We start from the raw sequence: 13,100 nt of genomic DNA on the forward strand, positions 1-13,100 counted from the left end.
TTCGAGAGGGAACCCAAACATGGTGAAGACAACAACAACGGCCGTGGCGGTCGCTGCGCTGCTGGCTGCGTGCGGCGGCGGGGGTGGTGGAGGGGGAGGCGGTTCGGCACCGACGCCGGGCGTGCTGGCCACGGCGAACTACCAGGAAGTGAGCACGGCCGGAGCGGCCGCGGTGTCGAGCAGCGGGGCGCTGTCGTCCGCAATTTCCCTGGCCTCGGTGCCGGACGCCGCGCCGGTCGCCGCACCGGCGGAGGATGCCGGCAGCCTGCTGCGGCGGCTGGTGGAGCGCTATGCCCAGCCGGGCGTGATACGCGACCAGCCTCAGGCGACGGGCTCGTCGACGCAGGGCTGCGCCTATGGTGGGTCGGTACGAGCCACGGCCACCGTTGCAAATCCCAACTATCTCAGCGCTGGCGACAGCATCAGCCTGCTCTTCACCAATTGCGTGGAAGCCTCCGGGCAGCCGGGCCTCAACGGCACGCTGAACATCAGCGTCGTCAGCCCCTTGGTCATGAGCGGCAGCACGATCGTGGGCGGCGAACTCAATACCAACTCGAACGGCCTCATCGCGGGCAGCATGTCGCTGAGCGGCAATGTCAACATGAAGTTCTCGGGCAGCCAGCAGACCCAGACCTACCAGAACTACTCGGTCACCCGCGGCGGCCGCACGGCCGTCTACAACTACGCCGCGGTGCTCAGCCGTGCCACGGTGCCCAACACGCTGACCGTCAACGCCGGCGGCTCCATCACGGTGAACAACGCCAACTACACGCTGAGCACGCCGACGGCCCTGACGCTGGGCAGCAGCAGCCCCATTGGCGGCCTGATGCGCGTGAGCGACAGCGCGGGCGCGCGGGCCGACATCACGCCGGCCAGTTCCAGCACGCAGTTCAGCGTCTCGTTCTACCCGAGCGGCAGCAGCACGGCCACGGCCAGCTACACCGCCACCTGGGCCTCGCTGCAGTGATCCTGGTTTCGATGGAATAAAAGGAACGAGCGGCTTGATTTTTGACTTTTATCCGCCTAATCTCTGCGGATGGACAAACTCAAGCAGCTTGAATCCTTTGTTTCCGTCGCCACCAAGGGCAGCCTGACGGCGGCGGCCAATGCCGAGGGCGTGGCGCCGGCCATCATGGGCCGGCGGCTCGATGCGCTGGAGGAGCGGCTGGGCGTCAAGCTGCTGGTGCGCACCACGCGGCGCATCACGCTGACGCACGAGGGCAGTGCCTTTCTGGAGGACTGCCAGCGCCTGCTGGCCGACATCGCCAATGCCGAGGCCAGCGTGTCCGCCGGCGGCGTCAAGGCCAGCGGGCACCTGCGCATCACGGCGCCCGCCGGCTTCGGCCGGCGCCACGTGGCGCCGCTGGTGCCGCGCTTTCGCGAACTGCATGCCGAGGTGACGATCTCGCTCAACCTGTCCGACCGGGTGGTCGACCTGGCGGGCGAGGGCTTCGACTGCGCGGTGCGCGTGGGCGACCTGCCCGACTCCTCGCTGGTCAGCGTGCGGCTGGCCGACAACCGTCGCCTGTGCGTGGCCACGCCGGCCTACCTGCAGCGCCACGGCACGCCGCAGCACCCGAACGAGCTGGCCCGCTTCGACTGCCTGACGCTGTCGAGCGATGCCTCGCAGACGCGCGGCTGGGCGTTTCGCGTGCCGCGCAACGCCCCGGGGCAGCCGCAGGAAGGCGCCCCCGCGGACGCGGCGCGCGACGAGCTGATCTACCTCAAGCCCGGCGGCCCGCTCGACTGCTCCGATGGCCAGGTGCTGCACGACTGGTGCCAGGCCGGCTACGGCATCGCCTGGCGCAGCACCTGGGAGGTGGAGGCCGAGATCGCCGCCGGCCGGCTGGTGCCGCTGCTGGAGGAGTTCGCCGCGCCGCCCAACGGCATCTACGCGGTGTTCCCGCAGCGCAAGCACCTGCCGCTGCGCGTGCGGCTGTGGATCGACTTCCTCAAGCACAATTACGGCCAGCCCGAGTTCTGGAAAACCGCGCTGTCGCCGTCCTCCGAAAGGTAGCCCATGACGCTCGAAGCCCTGCTGGCCTATGCCCATCTGATCGCCCTGCTCACCATGGTGGTGTTCCTCGCGAGCGAGGCCGCGCTGTGCCGCGCGCAGTGGCTCAACGCCGCCGTGGTCGAGCGCCTGGGCCGGGTCGACATGATCTACGGCCTGGCCGCCGTGGCCATGCTGCTGACCGGGCTGGCGCGCACCTGGTGGGGCGCCAAGGGCCTGGCCTGGTACTGGACCAACCCGCTGCTGCACTTCAAGATCACGCTGTTCGTCGTGATCGGCCTGCTGTCGATCAAGCCCACGCTCATGTTCGCCCGCTGGCGGCGCGAGCTGCGCGCCGGCGGCGGCCTGCCCGACGAGGCGCAGATCCGGCTCGCGCGCAAGTTCGTCATGATCCAGGCGCACCTGCTGCCGCTGATCCCGCTGGCCGCGGTGTTCATGGCGCGCGGCTACGGCAAGTGACGCAGCGCAAGCCCCTCATCCTGTGCGCCGACGATTTCGCGCTGCACGAGCCGGCCTCGCGCGGCATCGCCGAGCTGGCGCGGCAGGGCCGCCTGAGCGCCACCAGCGCCATGGTGCTGTCGCCGCGCTGGGCACAGGACGCGGCGATGCTGCGCGAGCTGCGCGGGCGCCTCGACGTCGGCCTGCACCTGGACTGGACCAGCGATTTCGCGCAGGCCGCCGGCCATGGCCTGCCGCTGGGCCGCGCCATGCTGCGGGCCGCGGCCGGCGGCTTCGACCGCGCGGCCGCGCAGGCGGTGATCGAGCGCCAGCTCGACGCCTTCGAGGCGCACTGGCAGGCGCCGCCCGACCACATCGACGGCCACCAGCATGTGCAGCAGTTCGCCGGCATCCGCGAGGCGCTGGTGCAAGCCCTGGCGCGGCGCTACGCGGCCCGCCCGCCCTGGCTGCGCATCTCGCGGGTGGGCGCGGGCCAGGCCGGCCTGAAAGGGCGGGTGATCACCGTGCTCGGGGCGAATGCTCTCAAAAAGATAGCTGAAAACAACGGTGTGACGGGGACATCCAGCCTCTGGGGTGTCTATGACTTCAGCGGCGACGAGGCCCGCTATGCCGGGCTGATGGACGGCTGGCTGGCGCGCGCGCCTGCCGGCAGCGCCCTGATGTGCCACCCGGCGGCGCAGGCCGAGCCGGGTGACGAGATCGGCCCGGCGCGCGCGGTCGAGTTCGCCTACCTGGGCGGTGCCCGCTTCGCCGAGGCGCTGGCCCGCCATGGCGTGGCGCTGGCGCGCGGGGCCGAGGCCCTGGCCGGCGTGCGCGCCCGCGCCTGAGCCGCACCCGGCCCGCACGCTTCGGATCGCGCCCGCCGGGCAGCCGCTAGACTTGGCACCCGTGTCATCGTCCACTTCTTCCCCCCACGTTTCCGTGCCCCGCGCCCCGGCTTCCGAACGCCGCCTGTCCTGGCTGACGCTGGCGGCGCTGTTCCTCCTGCTCCTGGTGTTGGCCGCCTGGCGGCCGCTGGCTGTGCCCGACGAGGGCCGCTATGGCGAAATCGGCCGCTGGATGCTGCAAAGCGGCGACTGGCTGGCGCCGCGCCTGAACGGCATCCCGTTCTTCCACAAGCCGCCTTACCTCTATTGGCTGGAAGCGGCGTCGCTGGCCGTGTTCGGCGCCCAGGTGTGGGCCGTGCGGCTGGTGCCGGCGCTGCATGCCGGCCTGATGCTGCTGGCGCTGTACCTGGCGGGGCGCAGCATCGCCGGCGAGCGCGTGGCGCGCCGCGCCGCGCTGATGCTAGGCACCAGCCTGGCCTTCCTGATCGGCGGGCAGTACGTGAACCACGACATGCTGGTGGCGGCCTGGATCGGGGTCGCCATCTGGTGTTTCGGGCTCGCTTTCATGCACGGCGAGCGGCCCCACGCGAACCTGGCCCGCCTGGGCTTCGTGGCCTGCGCGCTGGGCGTGCTCAGCAAGGGGCTGATCGGCCTGGTGCTGCCCGGCCTGGCGCTGTTCCTCTGGCTGCTCTGGACGCGCCAGTTCCGGAAGCTGCTGTACCTGCCCTGGCTCAGCGGGCTGGCACTGTTTGCGCTGATCGCGGTGCCCTGGTTCGTGCTCGCCGAGCAGCGCTTTCCCGGCATGCTGGCCTACCTGTTCGGCACCCAGCAGTTTGGCCGCTACACCGCCACCACGTTCAACAACGCGCGGCCCTGGTGGTTCTACCTGCTGTGCCTGCTGGTGCTGCTGTTTCCCTGGGTGTTTTTTGCGCTTTATCAGGCCAAGGTCCAGGTCAGGCGGTCATCGGATGCTATTGTTTCTGTAGCAAGCAAGAACGGGGTGAGCCTCTGCTGGATCTGGCTGGCGGCGATCATCGGCTTCTTTTCCATTCCCAACTCCAAGCTGATCGGCTATGCGCTGCCCGTGATACCGCCGCTGGCGCTGCTGGCGGCGCTGGGCTATGAGCGGCTGCTGGGCGGGCATCGCGCCTCGCGCGCCGTGTTCGCGGCGCTGTGCGCGCTGGCCATCGGCGTGGCGGTCGCGGCCAACGTCGTGGCCGGTCGCTACTCGCGCGGCACCGGCTCGCTGGACGTGGCCCAGGCGCTGGCCTGCGCCGCCGCGCCCGGCGACCGGATCTATGCGGTCGGCGAGTTTCCCTACGACCTGCCGTTCTACATCCAGGCGCAGCACCCGATGATCGTGGTGCAGGACTGGCCCGAGCTGCGCCGCTCGGCCGGCGACAACTGGCGGCGCGAGCTGTTCGAGGGGGCCGATTTCGATGCCGGCGCGGCCCAGGTGCTGCAGCCGCCCGAGGCGCTGGCCGCGGCCCGCGGCCAGCCGGGCAACTGGGTGCTGGCGCCCCGGGGCGTGGCGGTGGACGGTTTCGCGCGGGTCGCGCAGGGCAGCCGCTGGGTGCTCTACCGCAGTGCGCCGGCCGCCGGCACCCTAGCGCCGGAAGGCCCAGAAGCGGCTCAGCACAAAGGTCTGCCCGGCTGCGACCACCAGGGCGCAGAACAGCGCCAGCAGTGACGGCCAGTGCAGGCCGCGCAGCAGCAGCACGAAGACGATCTCGTTGCAGGCAAACCCCGCCAGCGCCGTGACGGCAAAGCGGGTGAAGCTCTGCCCCACCGTGGTGGCGGCATCGCGAAAGCTCAGCAGCCGGTGGCCGGAGAAGCTCACGAAGAAGGCCACCCCGAAGCCCAGCGCGTTGGCGGCTTCGGGCCACAGGTAGGGCTGGGCCAGCGCGAAGACCGCCATGTGCGTGAGCGCGGCGGCCACCCCCACGGCAAGGAACCAGAAACCGGTGTTCATCAGAGCAGCGACGAGTCCTGCGGCGACGGCAGCGCCATGTCGTCCGCATCGAGGCCCCGGCGCGCGCGCGGCGGCAGCCCGAGGCCGCTGCGCTGGCTCACGAGGTAGGCCGGCCGGCGTTTCACTTCCTCGTAGATGCGGCCCACGTACTCGGCCAGCACGCCGATCGACAGCAGCTGGATGCCGCTCAGCAGCATCATGCCGGCGACGATGGTGGCGTAGCCGGGCACGCTGATGCCGGCGATGAAGTATTCGCCCACCACCCAGGCGCCGTAGCCGAGTGCACCAAAGGCCAGCAGCAGGCCCAGCAGCGTCAGCAGGCGCAGCGGCGCCGTGGAGAACGCCACCATGCCGGTGAGCGCGAGCGAGAACGAGCCGCGCAGGCCGTAGTGGGTCTGGCCGTCGGCGCGCGGCAGCGGCTCGTAGTCGATGGCCGTGCTGTTGAAGCCGACCCAGGCATACAGGCCCTTCATGAAACGGTTGCGCTCGGGCAAGGCGTTCAGCGCCGCCACCACCTTGCGGTCCATCAGGCGGAAGTCGCCGGCGTGGGCGGGAATCTCGACCCGGTTGCCCCAGTTGACCAGCTTGTAGAACAGCCCGGTCAGCCCGGCCTGCAGGCGCGACTGGTCGTCGCGCGTGCTGCGCACCGCATAGACCACGTCGGCGCCCTGGCGCCAGGTCCGCAGCATGTCGGGCAGCAGCGCCAGCGGATGCTGGCCGTCCGCGTCCATCAGGATCACCACGTCGCCCTGCGCGGCCTCCATGCCGGCGGTGAGGGCCGCTTCCTTGCCGAAATTGCGCGACAGCTGCAGGCTCACCACCTGCGGATGCGACTGGCTCAGGGCCCGCGCCACCTGGGCGGTGTCGTCGCGGCTGCCGTCGTCCACCACGATCAGCTCGACGCGGGGCGACAGCGCGGCCAGGGCCGCGAGCGTCTCGGGCACCACCCGGCTCAGGTTGCGCGCCTCGTTGAAGGCGGGCATCACGCAGGAGATGGAGGGTGTCGCGTCGGCACGGATCGTCATGCGCGCATCATGCCAAAAAAAGAGCAACGAGCTGTAAGAAGCGGTACGCCGGCGTGCTTGTCTATGAAAAAACCCCGCCGCAGCGGGGTTTCCAAGCCGACGCGAGGCGTCTTACTTGCTCAGGCATTCCTTCATGAAGGCCTTGCGCTCGTCGCCCTTCTTGTCCTTGGCATCGCCATTGCAGGACTTCATCTTTTCCTGCTGGGTCATCTTCTTGGCGCTCAGGCACTCCTTCATGAAGGCCTTGCGCTCGTCGCCTTTCTTGTCGCCGGCATCCTTGTTGCAGGTCGCCATCTTGGACTGCTGCTTGGTCATGCCGTCGCCTTCGGCGGCATGGGCCACGCCGAACGACAGGGACAGGCCCAGGGCGATCAGGGATAGAAGCTTTTTCATGGGGTCTCCTGAAAAGGAAGGTTGGAAGGTAATCCCGCGAGGGATTGCAGCATATAACGATATAGCCGGCAAGATGGATGACGCCGCTGCGGGACCGGCCCCCGTAAAATCGGCGGATGCTCTTTGTCAAACAGGAATTGCTCGCGGCCCTGGCCGCTGGGCTGGAAAAGCTTTCCCCCGGCGCCGGGGACAAGGCGGCTCTCGAGTCGCCCAAGGTGGCCGCGCATGGCGATTTCGCGTCCACCGCGGCCATGCAATTGGCCAAGCCGCTCAAGCAGAACCCGCGCCAGCTGGCCGAGGCGCTGCGCGCCGAGCTGCTGGCCGCGGCGCCGTTCCAGCGCTGGGTCGAGTCCATCGACATCGCCGGTCCGGGCTTCATCAACTTCAAGCTCCGGCCCGAGGCCAAGCAGCAGGTCGTGAAGGAAGTGCTGTCGCAGGCGCAGCAGTTCGGCTTCCAGCCGGCGAACGGCCGGCACATGATGGTCGAGTTCGTCTCGGCCAACCCGACCGGGCCGCTGCATGTCGGCCACGGCCGCCAGGCCGCCCTGGGCGATGCGATCTGCAACCTGTACGCCACGCAGGGCTGGGATGTGTACCGCGAGTTCTACTACAACGACGCCGGCGTGCAGATCGCCACGCTGGCCAACAGCACGCAGCTGCGTGCCAGGGGTTTCAAGCCCGGCGATGCGCAATGGCCCGAGGCCGCCTACAACGGCGACTACATCCAGGACATCGCCAACGACTTCCTCGCGAAGAAGACGGTGAAGTCGGACGACCGCGAATACACCGCCAGCGGCGACGTGGACGACCTCGACTCGATCCGCCAGTTCGCCGTGGCCTACCTGCGCCACGAGCAGGACCTGGACCTGCGCGCCTTCCAGGTGAAGTTCGACAACTACTACCTCGAATCCAGCCTGTACACCAGCGGCCGGGTCGAGGCCACGGTGAAGCGGCTGCAGGAGGCCGGCAAAACCTACGAGCAGGACGGCGCGCTGTGGCTGCGCTCCACCGACTACGGCGACGACAAGGACCGCGTGATGCGCAAGTCCGACGGCAGCTACACCTACTTCGTGCCCGACGTGGCCTACCACATCGCCAAATGGGAGCGCGGCTTCCAGAAGGTGGTCAATATCCAGGGCACCGACCACCACGGCACCATCGCGCGCGTGCGCGCCGGCCTGCAGGCGGCCAACGTGGGCATTCCCGAGGGCTACCCCGACTACGTGCTGCACACCATGGTGCGCGTGATGCGCGACGGCCAGGAGGTCAAGATCGGCAAGCGCGCCGGCAGCTACGTGACGCTGCGCGACCTGATCGAGTGGACCGGCAAGGACGCCGTGCGCTTCTTCCTGCTGTCGCGCAAGCCCGACACCGAGTACACCTTCGACGTCGACCTCGCGCTGGCCCAGAACAACGACAACCCGGTCTACTACGTGCAGTACGCCCATGCGCGCATCTGCTCGGTGCTGTCGGCCTGGAAGGACAAGGACGGCGGCGATGCGGCGCGGCTGGGCGGCGTCGACCTGTCCCCGCTGCAAAGCCCGCAGGCCCTGGCCCTGATGCTGCAGCTGGCCAAGTACCCCGACATGCTGGCCGCGGCCGCCCAGGGCTTCGCGCCGCACGACGTCACGTTCTACCTGCGCGACCTCGCGGCCTGCTACCACAGCTACTACGATGCCGAGCGCATCCTGGTGGACGACGAAACCGTGAAACAGGCCCGGCTGGCCCTGGTCGCCGCCACCGCGCAGGTGTTGCACAATGGCCTGGCGGTGCTGGGCGTGTCAGCACCCGCAAAAATGTGAGTGACAACATGAAGCATCAACGCGGCGGTACTTTCATCGGGCTGGTCATCGGAATAGTGATCGGCCTGGGCGCGGCGCTGGCCGTGGCGGTCTATGTGACCAAGGTGCCCGTGCCGTTCGTCAACAAGGGCCAGACCCGCAGCGCCGAGCAGGATGCGGCCGAGGCCAAGAAGAACAAGGACTGGGACCCGAACACGCCGCTGTACGGCAAGAACCCGGTCCGTCCGCCCGCGCCGGCGGCCTCGGGTGCGGTGGGCGTGGCGCCACCAGTGGCGCCTGTCGCACCGGCCGCATCCGCGGCCAGGCCGGCGGTCGCCGCCGTCCCGGCCGGCCGCTCCGAGGGCAAGCCGGCTTCGGCCGACCCGCTGGGCGACCTGGCCCAGGCCCGCGCGGCCGCGGCGGGCGGCGGGGCCGATCCGTTCACGTATTTCGTGCAGGCCGGTGCCTACCGCACCGCCGAGGATGCCGAAGCCCAGCGCGCCAAGCTGTCATTGATCGGCGTGGAGTCCAAGGTGACCGAGCGCGAGCAGTCGGGCCGCACCGTGTTCCGGGTGCGCGTGGGACCGTTCGACAAGAAGGAAGATGCCGACAAGACCAAGGAAAAGCTCGATGGCGGCGGCATGGAGACGGCGCTGGTGCGCGTGCAGCGTTGAGCGGGTGGCTGCATCGATCCGGCGGCCGAGGCGGGAACTTCGGCGCGTGCCGTTGCTCTGGTAAACAGACAGGAGTGTGAATCAATGAAACGTCGTGAATTTTCTTGGGCTGCCGCTTCCGCGCTGGCCGCCTCCACGCTGGCGCTGCCCGCGGCCCATGCCCAGGGCAAGAAGCCCGCGGAGGGAACCGACTACGTCGCGCTGGACAAGCGCGTGCCGGTCGAGGCGCCGCAAGGCAAGGTGGAGGTGATCGAGTTCTTCTGGTACAGCTGCCCGCACTGCAACGCCTTCGAGCCCAAGCTCGAGGCCTGGGTCAAGTCCATCCCCAAGGACGTGTCGTTCAAGCGGGTGCCGGTGGCCTTCCGCGACGATTTCGTGCCCCAGCAGCGCCTGTTCTACGCGCTCGAAGCCCTGGGCAAGGTCGACGAACTGCAGGCCAAGGTGTTCTACGCCATCCATGTGGAGCGCCAGCCGCTCACCACCCAGGAGCCGATCGCCAACTGGGTGGCCAAGCAGGGCGTGGACAAGGCCAAGTTCCTGGAGCTCTTCAATTCGTTCTCGGTGACGACCAAGGCGCGCCGCGCCACGCAGCTGCAGGACGCCTACAAGGTGCAGGGCGTGCCCGCCCTGGGCATCGCCGGCCGCTTCTACACCGACGGCTCGCTGGCCGGCAACATGGAGCGCGCCCTCCAGGTCACCGATTTCCTGATCGGCGAGGCGCGCAAGGGCGCCTGAGGCTCCAACCTTCCCCGAGAAATGGCCCGCATCAGCGGGCTTTTTCTTGGGCGCGCCCTATCTGGCCGCTACAATCAGCAGCAAGATTCGTGCCTTTATGAACAAAACTTACGTCCTTCCTGTTCTGTTTGTCGTGTGTGCCTTGGTTGCAGGCGGTGCCAGCGCCGAAAAAGCGGATCGCAACAAGCCCATGAACGTCGAGGCCGACGCCCTGCGCTACGACGATCTCAGCCAGACCAGCATCTTCACGGGCCGGGTGGTGGCGACCAAGGGCACCATCGTGATCCGCGGCGCGCGCATCGACGTGCGCCAGGACCCGGAAGGCTACCAGTACGGCACCGTCACGGCCGAGCCCGGCAGGCTGGCGTTCTACCGGCAAAAGCGCGAGGGTGTGGACGAATACATCGAGGGCGAGGGCGAACTGATCGAGTACGACAGCAAGGCCGACAACGTCAAGCTGATCCGGCGCGCGGAGCTGCGCCGCTACAAGGGCACCACGCTGAACGACGAAATGACGGGCAGCCTGATCGTCTACGAAAACAGCACCGATGTCTTCACCGTGGATGGCTCTCCCCAGGGCGCCCAGGGGGCGCCGGCCAGCGGCAACGGGCGCATCCGTGCCATGCTGACCCCCAAGGTCGACCCTTCGGCGCCCGTGCCGTCGGCCCCGCCGCCCGCCGCGCTGCGCCCCAGCACCAACCTGGGCGGGGAGAAGCGGTGACGGCGGCGAACGCGGAAGCGGCCGCCACCAGCCGGCTCGAGGCGCGCCACCTGCAGAAGTCCTATGGCAGCCGCAAGGTGGTCAAGGATGTTTCGCTGGGCGTGCAGAAGGGCGAGGTCGTCGGCCTGCTCGGGCCCAACGGCGCGGGCAAGACCACCTCGTTCTACATGATCGTGGGCCTGGTGCGCGCCGACGCCGGCGACATCAGCATCGACGGCCAGCCGGTCGGCCACATGCCGATCCACCGCCGCTCGCGGCTGGGCCTGTCCTATCTGCCGCAGGAGGCCTCGATCTTCCGCAAGCTCAGTGTCGAGGACAACGTGCGCGCCGTGCTGGAACTGCAGAACGACGAAGCCGGCCAGCCGTTGCGCCACGAGGAGATCGAGCGGCGCCTGACCGCGCTGCTGCAGGACCTGCGCGTGGAGCACCTGCGCGATTCGCCGGCGCTGGCGCTGTCGGGCGGCGAGCGCCGCCGCGTGGAGATTGCGCGCGCGCTGGCCACCCAGCCGCGCTTCATCCTGCTGGACGAGCCGTTCGCCGGCATCGACCCGATCGCCGTGATCGAGATCCAGCGCATCATCGGCTTCCTGAAGTCGCGCGGCATCGGCGTGCTCATCACCGACCACAACGTGCGCGAGACCCTGGGCATCTGCGACCACGCCTACATCATCAGCGACGGCCACGTGCTGGCCCAGGGCACGCCCTCGGAGATCGTCAACAACGCCGACGTACGCCGCGTGTACCTCGGCGAGCATTTCAGGATGTGATGGCTTCCGCCCGCTGTCTGCCCATGGCGCGCGGCCGCCGCACTTGCTCGGAGAGCGGCCGTTCGCTGCCTTTGGCCGCGGGGCCGCAGCTGCCGTGAAACAAGGCCTTTCCCTTCGCGTCTCGCAGCACCTGGCGCTCACGCCGCAGCTGCAGCAGTCGATCCGGCTGCTGCAGCTGTCCACGCTCGAGCTGAGCCAGGAAGTCGAGCAGATGCTCGACGACAACCCCTTTCTCGAACTCACGCTGGACGAGGCGCCGCGCGAGGAGTTCGGCCTCGCGCAGGCCGATGCGCCGGCGCAGGACGACGGCCACGAGGCCGAGGTTGCTCCTGATTCGATAGCAAACTATCAAGGCGACACAGGGACCTCTGCTCCCAATGATTCAGAAAACCCGGCGGCGGCCGAGGATGCGCCGGATTGGGAGGGCGATGGCGGCATCGACATCGCCCCCGACGACAGCGAATGGGGCGGCGACGCGCCCGCGCGCAAGAACAACAACCATGACGGCGACGACGTCGACGCCACCGAACTCGCGCGCAGCCAGGAATCGCTGCAAAGCCATCTGCACCGCCAGGCGCTGGCGCTGCGCCTGGACGACACCGACCGGGCCGCCCTGAGCTTCCTGATCGAGTCGCTCAACGACGATGGCTACCTGGAAGACTCGCTCGAGGCGCTGGCCGTCAGCCTGGCCGGCGACGACCTGGAACAGGGCGAGGAGTTGGTGCACCGCTTCACGGTGGCGCTGCACCTGCTGCAGCACCTGGAGCCCACCGGGGTGGGCGCACGCACGCTTAGCGAGTGCCTGACGCTGCAGCTGAACGCCCTGCCGCGCACCGTGCCGGACCGCGATACCGCCCTGGCGCTGTGCGCCCTGCCGATCGAGCTGCTGGCGCGGCGCGATGTGAAGCGCCTGGCCCAGCTGTGCGGCCACAGCGAGGCCGACGTGCGGGCCGCGATCCCGCTCATCACCCGGCTCGAGCCCAAGCCGGGGCGGCGCTTCGTCGACGTGGAGCGCAACATCATCGTGCCCGACGTGATCGTGGTCAAGGCGGGGCGCGGCGCGCAGGTGCGCTTTCGCGTGCAGCTCAACCCCGACGTGATGCCACGCCTGAAGGTGCACGACATCTACGCCAACGCGCTCAAGTCGCACAAGGGCGAGGGCCACCAGGCGCTGCAGCAGCGGCTGCAGGAGGCGCGCTGGTTCATCAAGAACATCCAGCAGCGCTTCGACACCATCCTGCGCGTCTCCAACGCCATCGTCGAGCGCCAGAAGAACTTCTTCGTGCACGGCGAGCTGGCGATGCGCCCGCTGGTGCTGCGCGAGATCGCCGACGAGCTGGGCCTGCACGAGTCCACCATCTCGCGCGTGACCACCGCCAAGTACATGGCCACGCCCTACGGCACGTTCGAGCTCAAATACTTCTTCGGCTCGGCCCTGGGCACCGAGACTGGCGGCAACGCCTCCAGCACCGCGGTGCGCGCGCTGATCAAGCAGTTCGTGGCCTCCGAGAGCACGAAGAAGCCGCTGTCGGACAACCAGATTTCCGAGATGCTCAAGGAGCAGGGCATCGAGTGCGCGCGCCGCACGGTGGCCAAGTACCGCGAGGCGCTGCGCATCGCGCCCGCCAACCTGCGCAAGGCGCTGTAGCGGCGGCCGGCTCGACTGCTCGTCGCGCACCCCGGCGCGCCGCCTCAGCGAGGAGGGGAGGACGTTCCAGCAGGTGAAGGGCGC

General features: G+C 69.0%; 14 protein-coding genes. 11 read left to right on the top strand and 3 right to left on the bottom strand.

From position 1 onward, the window contains the following. Positions 1–19 precede the first annotated feature (19 nt). From MMF98_RS22670 to MMF98_RS22690, 5 genes are all read left to right on the top strand, one after another. Positions 20–967 carry a hypothetical protein gene (locus MMF98_RS22670; RefSeq protein ID WP_243309603.1) on the top strand — a complete coding sequence of 316 codons (948 nt, stop codon included), beginning with the start codon at positions 20–22 and terminating at the stop codon, positions 965–967. A gap of 69 nt (positions 968–1,036) precedes the next feature. Then, positions 1,037–2,017 (top strand): LysR family transcriptional regulator, encoded by a 981-nt coding sequence (locus MMF98_RS22675; protein ID WP_243309604.1) that lies wholly within the window; start codon positions 1,037–1,039, stop codon positions 2,015–2,017. Between the two features lie 3 nt (positions 2,018–2,020). Continuing rightward, positions 2,021–2,473 (top strand): DUF2214 family protein, encoded by a 453-nt coding sequence (locus MMF98_RS22680; RefSeq protein WP_243309605.1) that lies wholly within the window; start codon positions 2,021–2,023, stop codon positions 2,471–2,473. Then, entirely contained in the window at positions 2,470–3,300 is an 831-nt protein-coding gene (locus MMF98_RS22685) for a ChbG/HpnK family deacetylase (RefSeq protein WP_243309606.1), read from the top strand. Before MMF98_RS22680 ends, MMF98_RS22685 begins: the two co-directional genes overlap by 4 nt. Positions 3,301–3,394: 94 nt before the next feature. Continuing rightward, positions 3,395–4,990 carry an ArnT family glycosyltransferase gene (locus tag MMF98_RS22690; protein WP_243309607.1) on the top strand — a complete coding sequence of 532 codons (1,596 nt, stop codon included), beginning with the start codon at positions 3,395–3,397 and terminating at the stop codon, positions 4,988–4,990. On the opposite strand, the gene MMF98_RS22695 is transcribed toward MMF98_RS22690, so the two are convergent. The 3 genes from MMF98_RS22695 to MMF98_RS22705 form a co-directional block, all read right to left on the bottom strand. After that, complete coding sequence (locus MMF98_RS22695; protein WP_243309608.1) at positions 4,907–5,272, bottom strand: GtrA family protein; 366 nt, start codon at positions 5,270–5,272, stop codon at positions 4,907–4,909. The genes MMF98_RS22690 and MMF98_RS22695 overlap by 84 nt on opposite strands. Next, positions 5,272–6,297, bottom strand: a complete 1,026-nt coding sequence (locus tag MMF98_RS22700) for a glycosyltransferase family 2 protein (RefSeq protein WP_243309609.1) — start codon at positions 6,295–6,297, stop codon at positions 5,272–5,274. The genes MMF98_RS22695 and MMF98_RS22700 overlap by 1 nt, the downstream gene beginning before the upstream one ends. A gap of 111 nt (positions 6,298–6,408) precedes the next feature. After that, positions 6,409–6,690: a PsiF family protein gene (locus tag MMF98_RS22705; protein ID WP_243309610.1), complete on the bottom strand. Its 282-nt coding sequence runs from the start codon at positions 6,688–6,690 to the stop codon at positions 6,409–6,411. Positions 6,691–6,806: 116 nt separating this feature from the next. Here MMF98_RS22705 and argS point away from each other — a divergent pair, with 116 nt between their 5' ends. The 6 genes from argS to MMF98_RS22735 all read left to right on the top strand — a co-directional run bounded on the left by argS (position 6,807) and on the right by MMF98_RS22735 (position 13,016). Next, a complete protein-coding gene (argS, locus tag MMF98_RS22710) occupies positions 6,807–8,492 on the top strand; it encodes an arginine--tRNA ligase (protein ID WP_243309611.1) in 1,686 nt (561 codons plus the stop codon). An 8-nt stretch (positions 8,493–8,500) separates the two neighbouring features. Continuing rightward, the gene (locus MMF98_RS22715; RefSeq protein WP_243309612.1) at positions 8,501–9,145 is read left to right on the top strand and encodes an SPOR domain-containing protein; all 645 of its coding nucleotides are present in this window, start codon (positions 8,501–8,503) and stop codon (positions 9,143–9,145) included. A gap of 84 nt (positions 9,146–9,229) precedes the next feature. After that, the gene (locus MMF98_RS22720) at positions 9,230–9,880 is read left to right on the top strand and encodes a thiol:disulfide interchange protein DsbA/DsbL (protein WP_243309613.1); all 651 of its coding nucleotides are present in this window, start codon (positions 9,230–9,232) and stop codon (positions 9,878–9,880) included. Positions 9,881–9,977: 97 nt separating this feature from the next. Beyond that, positions 9,978–10,601 (top strand): lipopolysaccharide transport periplasmic protein LptA, encoded by a 624-nt coding sequence (gene lptA, locus MMF98_RS22725; protein ID WP_243309614.1) that lies wholly within the window; start codon positions 9,978–9,980, stop codon positions 10,599–10,601. Next, positions 10,598–11,368, top strand: a complete 771-nt coding sequence (lptB, locus tag MMF98_RS22730; protein WP_243309615.1) for an LPS export ABC transporter ATP-binding protein — start codon at positions 10,598–10,600, stop codon at positions 11,366–11,368. Before lptA ends, lptB begins: the two co-directional genes overlap by 4 nt. A 94-nt stretch (positions 11,369–11,462) precedes the next feature. Beyond that, positions 11,463–13,016 carry an RNA polymerase factor sigma-54 gene (locus MMF98_RS22735; RefSeq protein ID WP_243309616.1) on the top strand — a complete coding sequence of 518 codons (1,554 nt, stop codon included), beginning with the start codon at positions 11,463–11,465 and terminating at the stop codon, positions 13,014–13,016. The last annotated feature ends 84 nt before the right edge of the window (positions 13,017–13,100 follow it).

The organism is Variovorax terrae, from assembly GCF_022809125.1.
Taxonomy (GTDB): Bacteria; Pseudomonadota; Gammaproteobacteria; order Burkholderiales; family Burkholderiaceae_C; genus Variovorax_A; species Variovorax_A terrae.